The organism is Bacteroides sp. AF39-11AC, assembly GCF_003474285.1.
Classification (GTDB): domain Bacteria; phylum Bacteroidota; class Bacteroidia; order Bacteroidales; family Bacteroidaceae; genus Bacteroides.
On sequence record NZ_QROH01000012.1, the window covers coordinates 165,088 to 189,737 of the forward strand.

Below are 24,650 nucleotides of genomic sequence, written 5' to 3' on the forward strand. Positions count from 1 at the left end.
AAATAATTCTTGCAATATTCAAAACAACGTATATGCATCCGACAGAATGAACATTCCAAAAAAGTTAAGAGAAACTTTCCGAGGTTATATAAACACATTTTTCAGCCCTATTACACCGGTTTATAACCATAAAGTTATTAACTTTGCACTTTATCAACAAGGTGTTGAAAGAGTTTTATAGATGGCTTATTATCAAGAGATATACCTTTTATTTGCCCGTTGATAACGTACGGATAAAGTTTTATCTCATACTAATAACTTCATAGACAAGAAAAATCGTATTTACTTGTCGACACTATTAACAGCCTATCATCACCATCAAAGGATTTTTAAATTAGAAAGAGAAATAAAAAATATAATTATGAATGATCTCATAGAAGCTATCAAGCAACTTAAAAAGGAGAAGAACGCGATTATTCTGGGGCACTATTACCAGAAGGGGGAAATACAGGATATAGCCGATTACGTCGGCGATAGTCTGGCACTGGCTCAATGGGCAGCCAAAACGGAAGCGGATATCATTGTGATGTGCGGTGTTCACTTTATGGGTGAAACGGCCAAGGTGCTTTGTCCGAATAAGAAAGTGCTGGTTCCTGATATGGCAGCCGGTTGTTCGTTGGCGGACAGTTGTCCGGCGGACAAGTTCAGTCAGTTTGTCAAAGAGCATCCCGGATATACGGTGATATCTTACGTGAATACGACAGCTGCCGTAAAAGCAGTGACGGATGTTGTGGTAACTTCTACCAATGCGAAGCAGATCGTGGAAAGTTTCCCCAAAGATGAGAAAATAATCTTTGGTCCTGACAGAAACCTGGGGAATTATATTAACTCTATTACGGGACGCAATATGTTATTATGGGATGGCGCATGCCATGTACACGAACAATTCTCGGTTGAAAAGATTGTTGAATTAAAGGCGCAGCATCCCGATGCAGTAGTCTTGGCACATCCCGAATGTAAGAGTGTAGTTCTGAAGTTGGCTGATGTGGTAGGTTCAACCGCAGCATTGCTGAAGTATGCAGTGAATCATCCCGAGAAAGAGTATATTGTTGCTACCGAATCGGGCATTCTTCATGAGATGCAGAAGAAATGTCCGCAAACGACGTTTATTCCGGCTCCTCCTAACGATAGTACCTGTGCCTGCAATGAATGTAGCTTCATGAGATTAAATACGCTGGAAAAGCTTTATAATTGCTTGAAAGATGAGTCTCCGGAAATAACAGTAGATCCTGAAATTGCTGAGAAAGCAGTGAAGCCTATCAAAAGGATGCTGGAGATTTCGGCAAAGCTGGGGCTTTGATAAAGTGGTAAAGTGATAGAGGTGATAGAGGTGATAAAGTGGTAAGAGTAGTGTCACCCTATCACTTTACTACCCTTATTCTCCTCTTATAAATGCAATTTTCGTAACAATCCCCTCTTTTCCTTCACTGTCTGCGGCAAGTACCATATATATTCCCGTGGCTACTCTCCTACCTTGCTTGTTTCTTCCGTCCCAGGTGAATTGTCCTCCCAGGGAAGTACCTTGGTAAATAAGATGTCCCGCAGTATCTACAATCTTCACGTCACTGTCGTAAACCATTCCCGTAACAGTAATCACTCCGTTGTAGTCCGGACGTACCGGATTAGGATAAGCGCGTACATTACTCTCTTTAAAGCTGTTTTCAGCCTCAGTAGCGTCACTTTGATAAGAAACGAGACCCTTGCTTGTTCCGATGAAGACTTCGCCGGTACGGGGATGTATGGCAATAGATACGATGCTATTGGAAAGCAGCGGACTGTTTTCTTCCGTAAAGTGATGAATCGTTTCCATTCCATCCGCACTTATCAGGTAAATTCCGTTGGATGCCGTACCTATCCACTTACGGTTGGCTCCATCCACTGCAATGGCATTAATCGCTTCGTTCACCAATAAGAAATCAGCCAACCCGCTGCCATCATTGCGCGGAACTTTAATCTGTGTGCAATAGAAGTTATCATTGAAATAACGGGAAGGATTATTTAGTACCAAAGGACCTTTACCGGTACCTATCCAGATAGCCCCCTCTTTATCTTCGACAATACAATAAACTGCCGACTGTTCCAAAATAGTTCCATCCTGATTGGTAAATTGGCTTATAAATTTGTGTTGATCGTCCGAAGTGTCTTCTATAGTGCTATTGTAGTTCAGACAAAATACTCCTCCTGACTCTGTGCGTGAAGAAGTGGCCCACAACCAACCTCTTTTATCAAAGATAGTACGTCCGAAATTACTTCTTTCCATGGCTTCCGGATAATGAAGACTTACCCAGCTTCCATCTTTTCTCAATACCTGTACCGGATTTTTAGCAACACCGCAACTTACCATCCAAAGATTATTTTCTTTATCATAGATAAGTCCGTTTACGCGTACATAATTATGTTTTGAATCATTGTTTGGCAATGCACTTTCCAGCGGACTATTGTGCATACTATACCAATTAATGAACTTCCCATCCCTAAATTCATATATACCCTCTCCTGCCGATGCCACAAAATGATGAGTATTATCCTGAGGATCTTGAACTATGCAATTTATGTCATCATACCGTTGATGGGTCTGTTCACTGATACCTTCTTCCTGAAAACTGTTCCAGGTATTATTTTCAAATGTCATGATAGTACCGGGACGATTCAGTCTGTTTGCTATATGCCCGCCTCCGGTTATTAATAATCGCTCTCTGGCAAAATTCATATAATACGGATAGTTTCGTACAGGACTGTTTGGTGTTATATTTTCCGGTATCTCTTCTTTAAAGGGAATATCCCGATATTCGGACAGAAATTCAGATGTATCATCCGTAACTTTTTTCCAGTTGTTAATGTCTAATAGATTTTCGGTTAATAATCCTGCAAACAATCCTTCGGAAGTAGCCGCATAGAGCTGATTATCTGAAACGTTACATGCCAGGACATTTTTGTTCAGCGGATAGTAATTACTGATTTCCCGTTTTTTCAGATTGATGCACAGAATACCTGATGCTGTAGATAAATAAGCAGATTCTTTATGGAAACAAGCATGGTTGACAGATTTATCCTGCGTCATATTTTTGTTTTTATAATCAGGCAGATTATAAACATCCTCTTCATTTACCAGTAGATCAATGTTTGCATTAGAATAAACAATGACTAATGTTTTATGAGTGGCCTGATAAGCTATATAGGATATTTCTGTGTCGCTTAGCGGGAGTGATTTGGAATATGTGCGTATACTGTTATCCTCTTTGTCATAAGCATATAAATCTCCGTTGGCAAGAACAAAGAGTTTGCTTCCTATGACTTCACTGCGGGTAGGATTATGATAAGAAAGGTACGTTTGCCACTCTCCTATTGCATTTTGTGCATTAACGGGCAGTAGAATACATAAGCTGAATAAAAGTATATATAAAAATCTCATAAAAAGGTCAGAGCTGTATTAGTTTGTAAGCAACACACTTACAAACTAATAACTCTATATTTATGAGTTTATTGTATACTATTGAGGAATTTGCAGAGTTTGTTTGTGGCTATGGCACGATGGCTTATTTTATTTTTCAATTCATTACCCATCTCTGCAAAGGTTTGCGAATAACCTTCGGGGACAAATATCGGATCGTAGCCGAAACCTGAATTCCCTCGTCTGCCTTTGATAATTTCTCCTTTGATAGTACCCTCAAACAAGTGCTCTTTTCCGTTAATAATCAGGGCAAATACAGTGCGGAATTGCGCTTTCCGGTTTTCTATTCCTTCCATACTGCGCAGGAGTTTCAGCATATTTGCTTTTGCATTGTGTCCGTCTCCGGCATAGCGGGCAGAGTAAACTCCAGGTTCTCCGTTCAGCGCTTCTACCTCCAGTCCGGTGTCATCGGCAAAGCAGTCCATCTGGTAGTTTTCAAAAATGTATTGAGCTTTCAGCAAGGCATTTCCTTCCAAAGTATCTGCTGTTTCGGGAATGTCTACATAGCAGTGAATGTCTTTCAGGCTAAGGAGTTCTATCCTATTGCCTAAAATGGCAGTTACCTCTTCCAATTTGTGTGCATTGTTTGTGGCAAATACAAATTTCCTTTTCATAATAATTGGTATTATTTATCGTTGTATATTTGTGCAAAAGTACAAAAGATGAAGGGAATATTTCTTAATAAGGACATAAAATATGCTTTGTTCATATTGTCTTTAACTATAGGTTATGGACTTCTCTTCGTTATATGGGAATTTCGGGATATTCCTTGCTCCGGTTTTACTGATTTTCTGATACTTGTATTGCAATGGGGAATCATTACCTTAGCTTCTTTTCCCTTATTTCTTCTGTTGGGAATCAACAGATATGTTTTCTCTGTTTCTTTTCCGGTTATTGTGTTACTTAGCGGTGTTTTTGCCTATTTTCGTTGTTCGCTTCATATTACGCTAACTCCGATGCTGATCGATCTGATTGCAGTAAATGATGCAGGTTTCGGAACGGGCTTTATTACTTTGAAGTTGTTTCTGTTTATTCTGGCTGCCTTATTGTATTCTTTGGTTGCCGTGTATTGGCGTTTCAGTAAAATACAAGTAAATAGATGGGAACTTTTTGTAGTATCTTCCTTATGTCTGTTGTTTGTGTTTCATGGGGTGGGAAAATTGTCCGGTTCCGTATCACGGCGTATGCCGGCTTCTTTCTTTTATGTATTAAAAGATTATATGTTGCAACGACAGGCACAGGGTACACGAATCGACTTCAAGGGAGATATGCGTTGTGATGTAGATACCTTGACCGTAATTGTGGTATTGGGGGAATCATTGCGTGCCGACCATTTGCAACTGAATGGATATAGAAGAAACACTACTCCTTTACTTGCATCTGATGTACGGATCTGTTCCTTTCCGAATGTTTATACCAAAGAGGTTTTTACGCATACCAGTCTGCCGGTTATTTTAACAAGAGCAGACAGTATTGATGATAAGAGGGCACAAACAGAACGATCTTTTATTTCTCTTTTTAAAAAGGCCGGTTTTCGTACATCTTGGCTTGCCAGTCAGGAACCTGTAAATACCTATTCGGATTTTATGTATGAAGCCGATACATTGATATATGCTAATGAGGGAAAGAATGTGTATATGTTTGATAAATGGCTGGATGGAGCTTTACTGACTTTTTATCTGAAAGAATTAGAATATTCAAACCCACGGAAGTTGATTGTTCTTCATACGATAGGTTCACATTGGTGGTATAATTCTCATTTTGAAAAAGAAGTTTTCTCTCCTGTTCTACGTTCAAAAAATATTTCTTCAAGTACCCGGGAGGCTATTATAAATTCTTATGATAACACTGTCTTATATACAGATTGTTTTTTGCATCAGCTGATCGAAGAGTTGAGAGATAAAGCGGCCATTCTTATTTATCTTTCCGACCATGGAGAATCTTTGGGAGAAAATGAAAAGTATCTTCATGCAGAAGATAATGAACCGCTTCATTATCCGGCAGCTTTTGTATGGTACTCGGTTAAGTATGAGAAATTATTTCCTCAGAAGATAGAAGCTATGAAAAGAAATGCTGTGAAACATGTCACTACGAGCTTCATGTTTCACAGCATTTTGGATGCTTCTTCCATTACATCTGCTTATTTGGATGAAGAACAAAGCATATTCAAATAAGGGCTTATTTCACTTTCAACCGGTCAAAACCTTCTCCATATACTCCGATAACGGAACTTTGAGAGATAAATGCGTTCGGGTCAATGTCTTTCACCAAACGGAAAATGTCGATTGACTGGCGCTTATAAGCTAATACAACAAGTACTTTTACATTGTGTTTACTGTACCATCCTATACCGTCCAGCACGGTTACGCCGCGGTGTGTCTCCTTCGTGATGCGGTCGGCAATCTTTTCATACTCTTTGGAGAAGATGAAGAATTGCACGGACTGGCGGGCACTGTTCACAATATAGTCTAATACGAAACCGATAACAAACAAAGTTACAAAACCAAATATCACGCGTCTCCAGTCATGGAATACGAAGTAACAGGAACTGATGATAATCACATCGCAAAGCATTACCATACGTCCCAGTGTGACGTCTTTATACTTATGTATGATAGCGGCGATAATATCCGTTCCTCCCGTGCTTCCGTTGCAATTGAATACGACCCCAAGGCCTGCACCGCACATGACGGCACCTATCATGCAAGCCATGAAGTCCTGTCCCGGTCCCAGTATAAGCGGTGGCGTATTGTCGGGACCATTTACGAGTACCTGGAAAAACCATAAAAAGAATGTCAGTCCGAAGATGGCGAACGTGGTTTTAATACTGAATTTAGGACCCAGTATTTTGATGGCAAATGTCATTAAGACAGCATTGATGATGAAGTATGACCATTGGATGGGAAACCCCGTGGCGTAATAAATAATTGCACCGATACCCGTAGTTCCTCCCGTCGTTATCTGATAAGGAATCAGAAACAATGCCCATCCCAAGGCATAGCTGATAAGACCGACAGTGATGAAGATATAGTCTCGCAACTCTCTCATCATTTCGGCTTTGGTTGGTTTTGTGATTTGCATATTAATCAGTTACAAGCTACGAGCTACGAGCTACAAGTGTAGGTAAATGAAGACAGGCTGACTTGTCTCTTGTAGCCCGTAGCTCGTAACTAATTTATTTAATAACAATGTTTACGATTTTCTTCGGGACGACAATCACCTTCACTACTGATTTGCCTTCCATCCATTTAGCCGAACGTTCATCTGCCAATACGGTGCTTTGAATGGTTTCTGAAGTTTCGTCAGCAGGGAATTCCATATTGAAGCGTGCCTTGCCATTGAAAGATATGGTGTAGTTGATTGTATCTTCCACCAGGTATTCTTCGTTGTAAGCAGGCCACTCGGCATCGCAAACTGAGTCTGCATGGCCCAGTGTATCCCACAACTCTTCACATACGTGCGGAGCGAAAGGAGCTAATACGATAACCAGTTGATTCAATATTTCTTTCTTGCTGCATTTCAGACTGAATAACTCGTTTACGCAGATCATGAAAGCACTGACGGAAGTATTGTAAGAGAACTGTTCAATATCACCCGTTACTTTCTTAATCAGTTTATGCAAAGATTTCAGTTCTTCCTTGGTTGCAGGTTCATCCGTCACCATATAATTGCCGTTACGGTCGTAGAACAGTGACCAGAACTTCTTGATGAAGCGGTATACACCGTCGATACCGTTCGTATCCCAAGGCTTGGATTGCTCTACCGGACCGAGGAACATCTCATACATACGCAATGTATCCGCACCGTATTTCTCAACAATCATATCGGGATTAACGACGTTGAACATGGATTTACTCATCTTCTCCACAGCCCAGCCGCAGATGTATTTACCATCTTCCAGGATAAACTCAGCGTTGGCAAATTCAGGACGCCATGCTTTGAAAGCTTCAAGATCCAGAATATCATTGGATACGATATTTACATCCACGTGGAGTGGGGTAGTGTCGTACTGATTCTTCAGATTCAGAGAAACGAATTTATTGCTATCTTTGATACGGTATACGAAGTTACTCCGTCCCTGTATCATACCTTGATTAACCAACTTCTGGAACGGTTCTTCCACGATAGATACTCCTACATCGTACAGGAATTTGTTCCAGAAACGTGAATAAATCAAGTGTCCCGTAGCATGTTCCGTACCACCCACATAGAGGTCGACGCTTCTCCAGTATTCATCTATTTTCTTATCAACCAATGCTTTGTTGTTATGCGGGTCCATATAGCGCAGATAGTAAGCGCTGGAACCTGCAAAGCCCGGCATGGTATTCAGTTCAAGAGGGAATACGGTGACGTTATCTATCTTTTCATTCTCTACCACACATTTGTTTACAGTGTCCCAAGCCCATTTGGTAGCATGTCCCAACGGTGGCTCTCCGGTTTCGGTAGGAAGGAATTTGGCAACTTCCGGCAATTCAAGCGGCAAACAGCTTTCATCAATCATATAAGGCATTCCATCCTTGTAGTAAACCGGGAACGGTTCGCCCCAGTAGCGCTGGCGGGAGAAGATAGCGTCACGAAGACGATAATTCACCTTTACGCGTCCCAGATTATGTTCTTTTACGTAGTTCTTGGTCTTTTCGATAGCTTCTTTGATGGTCAGTCCGTTCAATGTAAGATCACAGTAAGGAGTTACATCAGGTCTCGGAGAGTTGCAAACGATACCTTCTTTGGCATCAAAGCTTTCTTCGCTGACATCACAGCCTTCTACCAACGGACGGATCTCCAATCCGAAATGTTTGGCGAAAGCATAGTCACGACTATCGTGTGCAGGTACAGCCATGATGGCACCTGTACCATAACCGGCAAGTACATAGTCGCTAATCCAGATGGGCACTGCCTCACCTGTGAAAGGATTAATGGCATAACTTCCGGAGAATACCCCCGTCACGCTGCGGTCTGTAATACGATCACGTTCGGTACGTTTCTTTGTGCGTTCCAGATAAGCGTTAACTTCATCTTTTTGTTCAGGAGCAGTCAACTGGGCTACCAATTCGCTTTCCGGTGCCAACACCATGAAAGTAACACCGAACATCGTATCTGCACGAGTCGTGAAGATGGTAAATTCCAGATCGCTGTCTTTTACTTTGAACTGTACTTCGGCACCTTCGCTGCGACCGATCCAGTTTCTTTGAGTTTCTTTCAGAGAATCTGTCCAGTCGATGACATCCAGTCCGTCCAACAAGCGTTGCGCATAGGCGGAAACGCGAAGACACCATTGGCGCATCTTCTTCTGAACTACGGGGAAACCTCCGCGTTCGGATACACCGTCTATCACTTCATCGTTGGCCAGAACCGTACCCAATTGGGCGCACCAGTTTACCATCGTTTCACCCAGATAGGCGATGCGATAGTTCATCAGGATTTCCTGTTTCTCTTTCTCGCTCTTGGCTTTCCACTCTTCGGCAGTGAAGTTGAGTTCTTCGCCACAAGCCACATTCATGCCGTTGGTGCCTATTTGTTCGAAGGCCTGTATCAGTTCTTCGATAGGGCGAGCCTGCTTTTCATCATTGCAATAATAGCTGTTGAACATCTTCTGGAATGCCCATTGCGTCCAATGATAATACTCCGGTTCGCAGGTACGTATTTCGCGGCTCCAGTCAAAACAGAAACCTATCTTATCCAACTGTTCACGGTAGCGGTCGATATTGTTGATCGTAGTAATTGCAGGATGTTGTCCCGTTTGTATAGCATATTGTTCGGCGGGAAGTCCGTAAGCATCATATCCCATGGGATTTAGTACATTGAAGCCCTGCAGTCGTTTGTAACGAGCATAAATGTCCGAAGCAATGTATCCTAGCGGGTGTCCTACGTGTAGGCCCGCACCGGAGGGGTAGGGGAACATGTTTAGTACATAGTACTTCTGCTTCGTCTCATCTTCCTTCACTTGGTAGGTTTTCTCTTCCACCCACCTTTTCTGCCACTTCTTTTCAATCTCCCTGAAATTGTACTCCATAATGGTTTTCTTTCGTTATTTTATGGTTGATACTTAGTTATATACTTTATAAACGGTGCAAATTTACGGGTTTATTTTCAGATTCATAGCTTAGTACAATAAAAAAGTATTTGTCCGTACCGTACCAGAGATACACTTGCTCCGTACCAAAGCCGTACTTTCTCCGTGCAGAGGTACTTTTGACCGAAGAATGTATGGAGCAAGTACGGTTCGAATACGTTTCAGACAGGTAGCGGAACATTCTGGAAATATATATATTTTCCTATTTAGTAATAAAGTAGCGGAAAAAGGTGGAAAAAATATAAATAAATGCTTGACAAAGTAATTTTTATTGCTTATATTTGTGAAGTGCTTATTAAAACTAATTCAAGTAATGTAATACAAAAAATGGCTAAGTTAATTCAATAGGATTTTACACAAAAGTGTTTTTAGGATATTTCAAGGGATGAAGTCTGAGAAGATTTCATCCCTTTTTGTTTATTTTTCTGCCAGATTGCTGAAAAACACTCTAATCACGTTGTTAATAAACGTGGGTGAAGTTTTTTAAAAACGTCACCCTTATTTATTAAAAACGTTTCCGGCGTCTATTAAATCCCTTGTTTTATTGTACAAAAAGTAGAAATGGTATATCTTTGCCCATAATTTATCGGGAACGTATGAATGAGAAGAAAAATTACACCTATCATCTGATAGCGATCTTCACCGTAGGAGTGTGGGGATTAACTTTTATCTCCACCAAAGTTTTAATAGCCAATGGACTTTCTCCGAAAGAAATCTTTCTGCTTCGTTTTCTGATTGCTTATATTGGTATCTGGTTTATATCTCCCCGCAAGCTGTTTGCAAATAACTGGAAAGATGAACTTTGGTTGTTGTTGGGTGGCATCACGGGCGGTTCCGTCTATTTTCTGACGGAGAATATGGCTTTGGGCATTACATTGGCTACTAATGTGGCGTTTATTGTTTGTACGGCTCCGTTGCTTACCACTATCTTTTCATTGATGATTTATAAGAAGGAAAAGGCTACCCACACTTTGATAGGCGGTTCGCTGATCGCATTGGTAGGGGTGGCAATGGTGGTTTATAATGGGAGTTTTGTTTTGAAAATATCTCCGTTGGGCGATTGTCTTACTTTGGTTGCTGCTCTTTCATGGGCGTTCTATAGTCTGATAATGAAGAAGATGACAGGAAGGTATAATACTATTTTTATTACTCGCAAGATCTTTTTCTATGGTATATTGACTACGCTTCCCGTTTTTATGTTTCAACCTTGGAAGGCTGACCTTTCTTTGCTCATTCAGCCTTCCATTCTGTTGAATTTATTGTTTCTGGGTGTAGTTGCTTCCCTTATTTGTTTTGCAGTTTGGAATGTTGTACTGAAAAATCTGGGAACGGTACGCGCTTCCAACTATATTTATCTCAATCCGCTGTTCACTTTGGTAGGATCGGCTATCCTGTTGGATGAACATCTCACAATTATTGCACTGATTGGGGCTGCTTGTATTATGGGGGGAGTGTATATGGCTGGGAAAAGGTAAGAGTCATACTTGTTTTCAGGGTTTATCTAAATAATAAAAGGCTACGGACTTATAATTTACAGGATGTGTATTTCCAACCATACCATGTTCTATACCCATGTAGAATTCCTTTTCAAATGATAATTTGTCTGTTGTATAGAAACGGAATCCCCCGGTACGTGCAGTTTTTAAATGATAATCCAGGCAGCCATGTAGTGGCAGGCTTTTAGATCTATCCCATTTTCCGGGTAAATCATACCATCCTCCATTGTAATAATCTTCGGAACCCGTACCGTGAATACGCATTTTACCGTCTACATAAGTGGAATCATCTCCTTCGAAGAATACCATATTACCAGGATATAAACCTTGTGCTGAGTGAATGGTACCTACGTAATGCCCTTTACCTTTTACGGAAAGGAAATCATAAAATTTGCCTTGTTCCGGATTAATTTCTCCATGCCAGAAAGCATATAATTTACCTTCGGTTTGTTTGATTCTGGCTTCCGTATTATAATAAATCTTCACTTTGAAAGGAATAGTTGTTCCTTCTATAGCTCGATACTGCAATGACATTTTTGCGGATTGGTCGAATGGGCAAGGTAGAAAACAATAATGCCTTCCTGCATCACTTCCTATAATCATTCCGTTCATGGATGGCTTTTCTGTGGAATATCCAAAGAAATCTTGCATCGGAATGTTTATCGCAGGAACTTCTTCTTCATCCCATATAGCCTGTAGAAATACATTTTTGTGAAGAAGCTGTTCGCTGTTAATTTCAAATCCTACGATTCGTCCCGGTGTATTTGTATGGAAGAACTCTTTTTCTTCACCTGGAGCCAATGAAAAAGAAAGTTCTTCTGTCTGGCAATTTGCAGACTTTCCTTCAGCAAAAGTGTTCATATGGGATTTGGAAAAGTTTTCCCATACCCGGCATGCTTTCGATAAAGCAATTTTCTCTTCAGAAGATAGGTCGATTGAAAAGCTTTCTATATCATAGTTTGGCATATTGCGGTATTGAATTTGATAGAATTTCATTTGAGCACCATTCAATACAATCTTGCATGATTTTTTGTATGGAATGGGGAGATAGCAATAATATCCGCCTACTCCTTCTCCGCAAACTGGGTTTATGAAAGGATATTGTTTGTTAGAGAATAAATCCTGGAAGCAGATTTTCAATTGGGCTTTTTTCTGTCCGTCAAAGTAGAATTCTAATGTATCGTTAGTAGGGGTAGGGGTCCAGATGCGATTAATGATTCCGGGACCTTTCATTTCCGCAATAACAAGTTTATCACTTTCTTTCCGAAGATATGAATAAGTGCCGTTAAATCCATCATCATTGCCTCCTGTTCTATCATAGCTGGAAATTTGCTCCACGATACAGTTGGAACGGAAATCGGGTAATAAATCCAGGCGATAAAGAGATTCTAATTCTGATGAATAATTATATTTTCTCTTTGTAACGGTGGAACAGGAGAGGAGTAGACATATAATTACTCCTCCTGCTACTATAAAGTGATTCTTAATCCATTTATTCTGCATATTATAATTCTCTTTTTCCTTGATAAACAAATCCTTATTCGTCTCCCCAGGCATTATTTCCTTTCGTCTTTTTCCAGGTTTCGCGCATCTGATGAATATTCCAGAAATTAATCAAGGATTTCAATTTGCGACTTGCTTTATCCGGAATGGCGGGAATGGGATAAGCTTTATCCTGATACCAATAGGCAACTGTGGCAATATCCAAATTCATATCATTGGATGTACCATGTTCAATGGTTGCTTTCAGTGATTTTTCAAAGAAGACAGGATCGTTTATAAAGAAACGGTACGCATGGGTACGTCCTAACCATCCGGTTTCATTATTCACCCGGGGGTAACCGAAGAAAGGACTTTGGAAAGGTTCTTTTGGACACCATGAAGTATTGAAAAAATCTTCTGTTCCGGTACCTACCATTGAAGGTATTTCTTCTCCATCGATGAACCACATGTCATCTCCTTCGCCATACCAGGCAGTTGAGGGATTTTGAACATAGTAATTTAATCCGATGAAGTGGCCTTTACCTTGAATATCAGCAAATACATAATTTTCTTTTCCATCTATGTTGGCTATTTCTCCTCCAGTTTCGGGGTCTCTTACCGGAACTGTGACTTCACGATTGAACCATGCATGGAAACGTCCCATATCTTTTGGGAGTTTAGCTACTTCATAGTAGTCTACATAGAAAAAGATGTTATCAATAGCATTGTCAGCCTGATTTTCTATTTCAATGCGGGCACCTTTTTCAAATGGCATCATAAAGTAGGTAGACATACCTGTTCCATCTGCAGGCCCGGTGGATAGCGCATACGATGAGAAATTGTAACTTTCATTCCAGCCTTGTCCGAAAAAAGGTCCTATCGGAGACTCTACCGAAGGATAATCATTTCCATCCCAATATATTCGCAGGATAATGTCATTCCGGTTTATTAAATGAGGGGGAGGAGCAATGGTAAACCAAATGTGGTTGATAATTCCTGCTCCTTGAATATCGCAGATGATGACCTTCTCATTGGGTTTGATACCAACAATACGATCACCGTTATAACCATTTTTATCATAACTGCTTATGCGTTTTGAGCGGTAGCCGCTTTTTGTTTTTGCCAGATTATATAGCTCTCCATCCATTTGCTGGGAGAAGGCTGATAAAAAGGGAAGATATAACAGTAACAATAGTAAACTACGTTTCATATTTTCATTATTTTATTTCTCAGTTCCTGGTTCATTAAGAGCAGGAACTGAGAAATTGATGAATAATTAAATTACTTCCATCCCGGATTCTGTTCCAGTTGCGGATTCAGCAAAATCTGGCGGGTAGGCAAGGGGAATAGATAATGTTTGTTAGGATCAAACTTTCTGTCTGATGCTTTCTCCAGGATGATAACACCTTCTTCGTCTATATCATAGCCCAGATTATTCCAGCGACCGTCTGTTTCATACTCAGTACCTTTATACTTGATACCTCTTAATGGTTGATTGAGTTCTATTTCTGCTGTTTTCCAACGTCTCAGGTCGTCCAAGCGGAAACCTTCCAAGCTTAATTCGATAGTTCTTTCACGACGTATCTCTTCCAGCATATTCAACCCGTTTGTAGTAACGAAATCATTAGTAAGGTGTGGCATGCCAACCCTGTCTCTTAATTTGTTAATACTTAAGTCCAATTCCGTATCTGATATCTTACTATTCTTTTCGAATGATGCTTCCGCATAGATCAGCAATACTTCGGTGTAACGGATGATAGACCAGTCATTTCCTAACGGGAATGTAATTTCAGCCTCGAATTTTACATTCCTGTATCCTGTTTGAGTCCAAAAACCAAATTCCACATTATAGACAATTCCCCTATTCGGATCGTCCAGATTGTCCCAGTTTGCATTGTACATGGGTTGTGAGAATAACCAGAAGCGTTCACCCGGTTTCAGGAAGAAGATATCCATACGGGGATCACGGTCTTCATATTCGGAAGTAAGTCTTTGATAGCCTTTGAATACAGTATTCGGATGATTAATAGGCAAACCATTTTTATCCAGATACATATCTGCCAGCTTCTTAGTCGGACAAAGATTACCGGAATGTTCGTAACGCGGAGATTCTCTGAGGTCTTCGTCATAGCGCTGTGCTAAAATGGTTTCTTTATTATCGGCTTTGGTTAAACCAGCCGGATTAGCCTTAATTTTAGAAAGCGTGAAGAAGTATTTATAAGCTAAATCTCCTAATTCTGTTCTATGATCCCATAATTCATATTCATTGCTGTCAATCACACTCTTGGAAGCCGATATTGCATCGTCCAGAAAAGCTTCAGCTCCTTGCAGACCATGATATTTTCTCCATGTTCCTTCAAACAGTGAAAATCTGGCTTTAAAAGCTAAGGCTGCTCCCTTTGATATACGACCTTTATCATCATTAGCTATTTCTGATTCAAGTGGTAATCCGGAGATGGCTTCGTCCAAGTTCTTTTTGATAAAGGCAGCGATTGTTTCCCGAGAGTCACGCGGACCGTACAATAAATCCTTATCATCCAATGTAAGAGTTTTCTCAATTAAAGGAACACCTCCGAAACGCCTTAATAAATTGAAATATTGGTATGCTCTGAAAAATTTCATTTCAGCTTCATAGACTTTTATGTCATCTTTCAATTCATCCGGTGCAGTTGCGCATCTTTCAAGACCATAGTTTATATAGCGTATAGCCGAGTAAGCCCCATCCCAGGTTCCATCCGTAGTTCCGGCAATGTATGAGCTGTTACTTACATTATTAAATCCTGAAGGTTTAGTAATGTCTGACATATCATCATCCGAATTGAAAGTGGATAAGCCATAATAAAAATTATTCGCGTATCGTTTGAAATCCTCTGCATTGGCAAAATATACAGGTTCGGAGATTACATCTTTTGAGTATAAATTCAAGCCTTTTTCACAGGAAACTGTAGTACCCAATAATAGTAAACAGTATCCTAATATTATATATTTATGTGTTTTCATATTATCTGTTTTTTAAAATTGTACATTCACACCTATAGAATATGTTCTGGAGAAAGGTATTAAGTTTTCGTTGTAGGGAGCTTCAGGATCAAATCCGTCAGGCAAATTATCCCATTCAAACAGATTCATACCCGTTGCGTAGATTCTTAAATTTTCAACGCCAAACTTCTTTGTAAGTTTGGTTGGGAATGTATAACCTATCTGAACTTCCTTCAATCGCAAATATCTGTTATTAAAATATTTATATGGTGCGGTTGACCACATATAATTGTTACCCTGGATACCTCCATCCTGAGTTAAACGAGGATATTCTGCATTCGGACGATCCGTGCTCCAGGTATTGTGATAGAAATATTTGGAGGATTGTTTCCATACTTCTCCACCTCCTGCATAGGTTCCGTTTATACAATTCCATTTACCTACGCCTTGCAGGAATGCGCTGAAATCAATACCTTTCCAGTCAAGTCCTAAGTTAATACCGTATAAATAGCGTTGGTTATGAGTACCTTTATATACAATGTCACCGGAGTTGGAATCTCCTTCCTTGTATAATGTCGGTTCCAATATTCCATCTCCGTCTTTATCTACATATTTGGCATCACCCACTCTCAGATTAGTAGGAATTCCACCTTTCATCTTAGATTTATAATCTGCAAGGTCTGCTTCGTCTTTAATGAATCCATCAAATTCATAGATAAAGAATGCATTGGTGGGATAACCCTCTACAAAAGCATTCAGGCCGTGGCCCGGATTTCTGGAATCACTTAAAGAAACAACTTTGGTTTTATTATCGCTTAAGGATACCCCTAATCTATAACCAACCTTACCTATTTTATCTTTCCAGTTCAGTGTAAGTTCCCAACCGTTGGTTCTAACGTGAGCTCCATTGATGGAAGGGGCACTTGTTCCCAGTATAGTAGGAAATTCTTCTGCATAGAACATGTTTTTGTTATCTTTGATAAAATAGTCGAAGGTACCATTCAAACGATTATTCAATAGTCCGAAATCGACTCCGGCATTATAAGTTTCAATGGTTTCCCATGTTCTATCGACAGCTGGCATACCTCCTAATGATGCATTAGGAACTTTCAATGGATTATTGGAATCTCCGAAGGGATATTGTCCGCCTACAAAGATGTATTGGTAATGATCGTATAATCCGATACCTGCCTGATTACCGAGTTGTCCCCAAGAAAGTCTGATTTTTAAATTGTTCAGATAGTTCTTGGCTGGCGTGAAGAAGTTTTCATTGGAAATGATCCACGAACCGGAAACACCCCAGAAGTCTTCCCATTTATGACCTTTGGCAAATTTGGAAGAGCCGTCATTACGGTAGGTTGCTTCAACAAAAACACGATTGTCCCAATTGTAACTTAAACGTCCGAAAATGGAAGTAATAGCCCATGCGTTGGAATATTCATCGTTATATTGTTGTTCTGCATCTCCTAAACCCAATATTGGCAATTCATCGGTAATCAGATTGTAACGGTAGGCATTGAACCCTCTGCTATCGAGTTCTTCGTGAGAAGCACCGAACATCGCATTGAACATATGCTTGTCTGTAATATTGAAATTATAGTTGGCATGCAAAGATGTAACTATATGCTCATTTCTGCCGTAAAGAGATTCCGTTTTAGTCTTTCCACCTTCCCAGTAATCTATTACATCGTAGTTTAGAGAACCATCCCAATGATAAGTTTGGTGTCTTTTGCGATAATACTTCTCATCGGTGATATCATAATTCAAGGACATGTCACCTGTAATGGTTAAGTTTTTGATAGGAGTAATATCAAAGCCCAACTGTGTGTAATAAGAATAATAAGTTTTCCATTTATTACCTGTGTGCTGTGCATAGGCAATCGGATTACCGAAACCACCGGAAGCATAATACTCTCCTTGTGGATTATAAGTAGGCTGGCAGTTCCAGGTCCAGTAAGTTAACCATGCCAGATGATCGATGTTATAAGGCTCTGTTACTTTCTTACGACCTACATATACGTTGGAACGGAGTTTAATGTACTTATTCACATTATATTCATATTTGAAGCGTCCCCAATATTTCTTGTTATTGTGTTCTCCATAGTTGAACATGGAACCTTGATCAAGATAACCTATAGAAGCATAGTAATTGGATTTTTCCGAGCCTCCGGATATGGATAGATTGTGTGAATGGTCGAAAGCTGTTCCATACATCTCATCCCACCAGTCATGCCAACCTAACACTAAATCGGGAGTATCACCAAATGGACCTTTTACAACCTGAGGATTCTTGGAATAGATATCGGCAGTTTCTACATAAGGAAGCAGATGAGTGAAAAAATGGTTGGTTATTCCATCATTAGCATATAGTTCACCCATCATTTCGATGTGCTGCAGAACGTTTACTTTCTGTGGTACACTGGCAGGAGTATTGAAAGTAAAATTACCGGTATAATTGATTGTCGGCTTTTCGGATTTACCTTTCTTAGTGGTGACCAATAAAACACCACCGGCTGCACGAGCACCATAAATGGCGGCCTGTGCATCTTTCAGGATAGTGATATTCTCAATATCTTGCGGATTAATCTTATTCAGAGCATCTGCATTATTGTCTTTATACGGAATACCATCTACTACTACCAGAATTCCCGGGTCCGAACGCGATGTAACGCCTCTGACCTGGATGGAATAACCTTCTTCACCTACTTTACCCTGATTCGTTCTTCTGATTTCCATACCGGGAACCACACCTTGTAAAAGTTCGGCCGTATTCGTCACCGGTCTGTTCATTAATTTATCAGAGTTTACCAGGTCTACTGCACCGGTGGTGGTAGCCCTGGTCTTTGTACCATAACCGATGGCTACTACTTCCTGAAGCATTACAGCATCTTCTTTCAATCTGATGTTAATAACAGACTTCTTTCCGACTTCTACTTTTTCAGATTTCATTCCAACAAAGGAGAAAACTAATTTTTTTCCATCCTGAGTTGTAATTTCATACTTACCGTCCACATCCGTAATAGTCCCGATAGTGGTTCCTTCTACCGTTACTGAAACACCAGGCATAGGATTACCTTCTAAATCTTCAACTACGCCATGTACTACCTTTTGTTGTGCCCATAGCGGAGCTCCCACTATCAAGCAAATTGCAAGCAAAATTGTTGCTAAGCATCTGTTTTTACATGCTGATTTCATAATTAATTGATTTAATGTAACAAAAAAGAAAAAATGTTTATTGTATTTTGAGGTAATATGCTCCAAAGCGGCATGTATTTTGAAATCCATGCAACACACCACTTTGGAAACATGTATTGTTTTTACTCAAAGGTTATTTGCAATTTGTCTCCCAAACGCATCTGCAAACCATTTAATGATATTTCAGTATAACCATTTGTATTTGCAGCACTGACAGCAATATCCTGATTGTTTAATGAAGCTTTTAGATTATTGATGCCTGTTCCTGCCGGTAAATTGACTTGTAACTTGTCAAGATACAAACGGCCAAATTTCACTTCCACACAATTAACTTGTTTATTGTTTTTGCGGGTTTGTGAGATATTTCCCCATCCTTCAGCTGCATTAAAGAATCCGGTAAAATCATCTTTCCTGAGTTTCGGATCAAATCCCATAATACCTTTAGGTCCGTCATACCAATAACCCTGTACTGCTTGTAGTATTCCATAAGATGCCATAGCACGGGCATAATGGTCACCACATTCTATTTCATTCCACGGATTGTGTTTCTTACCATCGTAACGTGAATGAATAGCTTTGACTATGGCTAAGCCTTCGTCAATCATATCACGTTTTATCATTTCAGTTGCAACTTGATATTCAATACCTGTCCAGACTTCATCACGATATCTTACACCATCTTCACCCGGATGTTTACTGTAAGGCCATGTGCATATGAATAATCCGGGTTCTCCGGCATGGGCATAATATCTTTCAGGAAGATGAGCTTCGCTTTGAGCTTTCACATCATTCGTCCAATTGAATTTCCAGATAGAACGCAATGCTTTATTGATGGCATCTGTAGGATAGATATCTCCTAAACGATAGAGGGAAGCCCATGTCTGGCCGAAAAGCTGGTCACTTAAGCAGCCTTTGCCGTATTGGTATTTAGGATATTCTTTTTCATCTACATCTTGATAGAAATATTCACCGTTCCACAGGCGATCCATGGTGTTTTCGCTACCTGCCGTATATATTTTCTTGTAATAATTGGCAGCTACGGTATCTTTCATAATGTAAGCCATCTTTTCACCGGCTCTCAATGCAGCTAAATAAAGTGCTCCTACATAGGTATTGGCACCGTTAAATGAAATGTCGTATGTATTCGGTTGAGTTTTAACGATCAGACCATCTTCATTGCCATCCTCATTTATAATGTATTGCAGGGAACGTTTTATCTTATCCCAGTTTCTTGAAAGGAAGAAATTATTCTTGGACATCAGGTGTTCACGATACATGCGTAAAATTACACTCGCGTGGCCATCAATTAAAACACCGTGTTCGCCATTACGTGATAAGATGGCTCCATCTTCTCTGAGAGAAACACTATAATCCGTTTTTTCACGCAGGTTGCGTTCCAGTTCCGGGAATAAGGCAGCCATTGATTGAGCATATCCCCAAACATGTGTGCAAGTTCCTTCGCAGGAGCCTACGCCTTCCCATGCCCAGAATTTGTCGGTAGCCCACCATTGGCAGGTTTCGGTTGCTAATGTAGAAATAGACATCATTACACGTTGTACTAACCAGTAAGGTAAGGTAGTCTGATTGTAGTAAGTATTGTGGAAAGTATGCGTTTCCTTTGCTAATTCTGCATAGTTCTCATGCAATTGTTGGGCAACATCCAAAGAAGAGTTATACCAATTGGAATACATATTTCCTATAGCCGGGCTATTGGGAGGCAATGGCTTATTCCATTCAGAACCTTTGTAGCTTAATGGGCGGTTTGGGAAATACCATGAAAGCACAAATGTTACTTCCTTAGATTCTCCGGGTTGTAAAGTCATGGATGAGGTTAACGCTCCATTTATTTTATTACCAAGTTCCGTTTCTGCATATTCCACGTTATTTTTTGAATGGTCGGCCGTACCTGTTGCGTTATTATCGAAGACAGATAAAGCAAGATTTCCAAAGTATGCGTGTGATTTGTCGATAGTCGTTGCAGGAGCATCTACAGGCGAATTGGAAAACTCTATATTGTCTACGCTAATATGTCCCCAATCACCTTCCACACTGTCTACAATTTCCAGATAAGCTTTTTTCCCTTTATATTTTGATACGTCCCAATTGCGTGGCAGGAAATCTTCATTGTTATTACCGGTTGCAGACATTACCACCTTGCCATCGATCACTAAATTGATGCAAGTTTTTCCTGGATGAGAACCACCTGCGATATTGAAGGAAATGAATTTATATTTGATGGCAAATGGTTGGGATGTCAATTTGCCAACAGGCTTATCATAATTTGTATATGAATTGGCTAAGTAGTTGCCATAATCGCTGCCAAAAGGATTCTGGTTGCACTGTTCTCCGGGAGAAGGCTTTCTTCCAAAAGCTGTTCCTTCTACTTTCCAGCGATTATAAGTTCCGCTTTCAAAATTTTCAAAAACTTCATATTTACGGCTTTTATCAACTGCTTTGGTTGGCAGGTTATCTACTCTCATATCCATGTAAACGGATTTCCAGCCATTATTGTCAATCACTTTATTTTGTAACATCCCGTCCGCACGTCCTTTTAGATCAATACATACCAGGTTTTGCATCCAACCTTCCAAACTGGCTGTAATCTTTTTATCCGACGTGTTTTTTACTGTATATTTCATGATTGTTGCCGGAGTAGCAGATTTTTTAGCGTCCAGTGGAACAAATGGTGAATAGACTTCTGCGGATACTTTAACGGGCAGATTTTCATTTTTTTGTCCGTACTCAATAAAAGCAATCGGATATTCACCTATAAAGGCAATGTCGTCAAAGTCTTTTTTATTTAGTTCTTTCGTTACTGTTTTATTGCCATCGTCTACTGTTATTTTGAATCCCTGATCGATGTAGCTTGCCGGTTCAAAAGTTTGATAACAGACTTTCCAAGGACCTAACGGAGTGTCAAAATTTAATAACCAGTCTATTCCATAACCTGTGTTATAAGCATTATTTGCAATCCACCAGTTGGCTAATGTCCCATCGCCACGGACATATAACTGTCCGGCACAAATGCCTCCAACCGGCATGCCGATGGTTGTAAGTTCATCACCTTTGTATACTTTTCTTTCACCTTTTGTTTCTTTGTCTCCAATGAATGACTTTATATCACCTTTATCCAGAGATACTTTGTGGTCAGGTGAATATTGGGAAAAAGAAGGTAAAGATAAAGACATCAAACATGAAAGAGTTAATAATTTAATTTGCTTCATAATCTTTTGTTTTGTAATTAGAAATAATTGAAAACAATCTATATTACCTTATTTTTTTAATACCTATCTGCTTTAATTTGTCTGATATTTGAAATCAGTTTTGTTGCCGGAAACAACACAAGATTGAATATCAAGACTACCATAAACAACATTAATAATGGGTTTTCCCTGTTGCATTTCAACTGTCCCAAATCCAGTATTTGTGGATAAAAAAGTTTTAAAACTATTACCTATTCTAGAGTCTATATATAGAGTATGGTCTACTGCATCGTAACGAAGCCCTGTTAAAGCTTGAAGCAGACTGTAGCTTGATAGTGCACGTGCATACCAACCTCCACATTCATATTCATTAAAAGGATTTCGTACTTTTCCATCATAGCGTTCGCGTACTGTACGGACAATATCAAGGCCTTTTTCAACTTCACCTTCAAAAATCAAGTGAGAAGCAACCTGGTATTCGATTCCGGTCCATACTTCATCGCTGTAGACAAACGGAAGACTCAATTTGCCTCCTTTAGGCCAGGTGCATAATAAAACTCCTCCATCTTTGCCAAGCCCATAAGTAGGGCGTTGAGGATTTGCATGATCACTTAAATCTTTACGGAGATTATACTTATAAATAGAGTTCAGGTGACTTTTTACTTTGGCTTTATCAATAGGTTCATCTAAACCTGCTACCAGCGACATCCAACAGCCGATAATACCATCTGACAAACAACCTTTGCCATATTGATATTTTGGACCTTCTTTTATAAGTATAGCACGTGCTTCTTCCGAATAATCACTATTCCAATTCTTTTCGGCTATAGCTATCGGGTCTGGTGATTTCAGATTCTCCCATTGTATATTCTGGATGAAATATTCTCCGTCATATAATTTTGTTTCCATATAATCTTTACTTTTTGCAAGCAATGATTCATATTCGGAAACGTTTTCATTTAAGGCTTTACCTAACTGTATAAAACTTTGCAGGGCTGCTGCATAAAAGCTGGTACACATACCGTCGGCTCCCCAGAATTCAATATCGTATGTATTGTGATGAGGCTCCTCTAATGCACCTGTGCGCCGTGGGTCCCAAGTGTTAATACAATAATCAAGACTATTTTTTACCTGAGGATACATCATACGTAGCCAATCTGTATCTCCACAGATTCTCCAATCGCGGTAGATTTTGATAATCCCTCCTAATTGTCCATCTGCTGCTGCATGGAAATCATGTTTCACAGCGCGGATAGGAATATTGGTTCTGAACATCTGGTGTCCTTCTTTATTTTGACTTATAAAGAATTCGCTTTCACGCAGAGTTCTTTCCATTGCCGGGAAAAGGTGGGGAATGGCTTGTGCATAATTCCATACATGTGTGCAGGAACCATGGCATGAACCCCATGTGTCACCACATCCTTCGAAATTCCATAGACGGCCATCATGTTGGCGCATTACAGTTGGCGATTTGAGGATGGAAAGGTTAGAACTTACAGCATCAATAACCTCTGCCGGTAAAGTAGTATTATAAAAAGTATTTGTAAATAGTTCAGTTTTCTGTTTAAGCTCATCATATTTCGATAGCCAATATTCTGAAACTTCATTAATATCGGCGAAACGACTACTATACCAGGGACGATAATATTGTGGAGTTTCCACTTTTTCCACGATAGGGCACTCTGAAGATTTATCATCTTCGGAAACAGCATCGGCACCAATACGCATATTGCTATCGGGAACATACCATGCCATTTGCAGACGAACCGAATAAGTTTCTCCGGCTTTTACTTTGAAAGGTACGTATAATGAAGCTCCAGGGGCTTCTTCTTTTACAGGAGCATTTTCTACAATCTTTCCATCAGCAATAGCATTCCAGGCCATCGTCAGAGGATCCCACCATCCGCCACGAAACCAGCAGCAATTTACTTTCGTTGCATCTGTATTGGTATAGATGGCAAAGTCACCTTTCAGGTGTTTTTCATTATCTGAAGCATTCTGTGATAAGATAAAACCATTCTTCATGGCACGAATTGTGCGGGGGGCTCCATGCATTGCCATAAAGTTGCGGGTGTTATATGAAAAGATAGCTTCCACATCTTGATCTGATGTATTGGTAAAAACATATTCGAGGGCTCCGACGGGTAAGCTGGAATTATCCTGATCAGTAGGGATAAACGGGCTCCATCCTTTTAATTCAACATTCAGGGGAATATCTTTGTCCGATAAGCGAATAGATGCAAATGGAAAACGCGAACTGAAACTTGCATCTTCAAATCGAGGTAACCCCCAGGATGTCAAAGGTCCTCCCAGAGCTGATTCCGGGCCACCAAATTTTTTACGGTCAGGCACAGGTCCTTCTAAAACTTTAGAGCCTTTATCGTATCCTTTCACGTGTATGGCAGCAAACATACAAGGTTCATTAAAGATGTTGGGCTGATGTCTGACTGACATATTAGAAATGGCACCAGTGCCTTCCAGACAAAACATGCCCGCACCCATTCCTCCGATGGGGAATGCAATGCGATTTAGGAATTCTCCCTTGTATTCTTTGTTGTATTCACTGATCTGTGGTTCATTTTGCCTTTCATTACGGCAAGAACTGAGTGAGATAAGAACAATAGTTCCTAAGACTAAGAGATTTTTCATGTTAGATATTTTTTCTGATTAAAACTAAAGGGGACTATTTGGCTATTTCTGCCAATTGAAGGTATTTTTTATAAAGTATTTCATAGATTTTCTTTCTTTCTGTATCCGGTCTATATTCTATT

13 protein-coding genes are annotated in these 24,650 nt (G+C 39.9%); 3 read left to right on the forward strand and 10 right to left on the reverse strand.

What is annotated here, in order from left to right:
• The first annotated feature begins 262 nt into the window (after window positions 1–262).
• Entirely contained in the window at window positions 263–1,300 is a 1,038-nt protein-coding gene (gene nadA, locus DW036_RS22875) for a quinolinate synthase NadA (RefSeq protein WP_255421326.1), read from the forward strand.
• A gap of 75 nt (window positions 1,301–1,375) precedes the next feature.
• On the opposite strand, the gene DW036_RS22880 is transcribed toward nadA, so the two are convergent.
• Together DW036_RS22880 and DW036_RS22885 are read right to left on the reverse strand one after the other, a co-directional pair.
• A complete protein-coding gene (locus DW036_RS22880; RefSeq protein ID WP_118466340.1) occupies window positions 1,376–3,412 on the reverse strand; it encodes a two-component regulator propeller domain-containing protein in 2,037 nt (678 codons plus the stop codon).
• A gap of 68 nt (window positions 3,413–3,480) precedes the next feature.
• A complete protein-coding gene (locus DW036_RS22885; protein WP_118466341.1) occupies window positions 3,481–4,065 on the reverse strand; it encodes a non-canonical purine NTP diphosphatase in 585 nt (194 codons plus the stop codon).
• A 48-nt stretch (window positions 4,066–4,113) separates the two neighbouring features.
• Between DW036_RS22885 and DW036_RS22890 the strand changes: the two genes are divergently transcribed.
• Complete coding sequence (locus tag DW036_RS22890) at window positions 4,114–5,625, forward strand: phosphoethanolamine transferase (RefSeq protein ID WP_118466342.1); 1,512 nt, start codon at window positions 4,114–4,116, stop codon at window positions 5,623–5,625.
• 4 nt (window positions 5,626–5,629) lie between these two features.
• Here DW036_RS22890 and DW036_RS22895 read toward each other — a convergent pair whose 3' ends face one another.
• Window positions 5,630–6,532 carry a YitT family protein gene (locus DW036_RS22895; RefSeq protein WP_187374670.1) on the reverse strand — a complete coding sequence of 301 codons (903 nt, stop codon included), beginning with the start codon at window positions 6,530–6,532 and terminating at the stop codon, window positions 5,630–5,632.
• Window positions 6,533–6,626: 94 nt separating this feature from the next.
• Complete coding sequence (gene leuS, locus DW036_RS22900) at window positions 6,627–9,464, reverse strand: leucine--tRNA ligase (RefSeq protein ID WP_118466343.1); 2,838 nt, start codon at window positions 9,462–9,464, stop codon at window positions 6,627–6,629.
• 656 nt (window positions 9,465–10,120) lie between these two features.
• On the opposite strand from leuS, the gene DW036_RS22910 reads away from it, so the two are divergent.
• Entirely contained in the window at window positions 10,121–10,999 is an 879-nt protein-coding gene (locus DW036_RS22910; protein WP_118466361.1) for a DMT family transporter, read from the forward strand.
• A gap of 15 nt (window positions 11,000–11,014) precedes the next feature.
• Here the strand turns inward: DW036_RS22910 and DW036_RS22915 are convergent, their stop codons facing one another.
• The 6 genes from DW036_RS22915 to DW036_RS22940 all read right to left on the reverse strand — a co-directional run bounded on the left by DW036_RS22915 (window position 11,015) and on the right by DW036_RS22940 (window position 24,528).
• Complete coding sequence (locus DW036_RS22915; protein WP_118466344.1) at window positions 11,015–12,577, reverse strand: DUF2961 domain-containing protein; 1,563 nt, start codon at window positions 12,575–12,577, stop codon at window positions 11,015–11,017.
• Complete coding sequence (locus DW036_RS22920; protein WP_118466345.1) at window positions 12,558–13,712, reverse strand: glycoside hydrolase family 172 protein; 1,155 nt, start codon at window positions 13,710–13,712, stop codon at window positions 12,558–12,560. The genes DW036_RS22915 and DW036_RS22920 overlap by 20 nt, the downstream gene beginning before the upstream one ends.
• 71 nt (window positions 13,713–13,783) lie before the next feature.
• Window positions 13,784–15,502: a RagB/SusD family nutrient uptake outer membrane protein gene (locus DW036_RS22925; protein WP_118466346.1), complete on the reverse strand. Its 1,719-nt coding sequence runs from the start codon at window positions 15,500–15,502 to the stop codon at window positions 13,784–13,786.
• A 12-nt stretch (window positions 15,503–15,514) separates the two neighbouring features.
• A complete protein-coding gene (locus tag DW036_RS22930) occupies window positions 15,515–18,676 on the reverse strand; it encodes a TonB-dependent receptor (RefSeq protein ID WP_158585989.1) in 3,162 nt (1,053 codons plus the stop codon).
• A 122-nt stretch (window positions 18,677–18,798) separates the two neighbouring features.
• On the reverse strand, window positions 18,799–21,900 hold the full coding sequence (locus DW036_RS22935) for a GH116 family glycosyl hydrolase (RefSeq protein ID WP_118466348.1): 3,102 nt from the start codon (window positions 21,898–21,900) through the stop codon (window positions 18,799–18,801).
• A gap of 72 nt (window positions 21,901–21,972) precedes the next feature.
• Complete coding sequence (locus DW036_RS22940; RefSeq protein WP_118466349.1) at window positions 21,973–24,528, reverse strand: GH116 family glycosyl hydrolase; 2,556 nt, start codon at window positions 24,526–24,528, stop codon at window positions 21,973–21,975.
• Window positions 24,529–24,650: the final 122 nt, after the last annotated feature.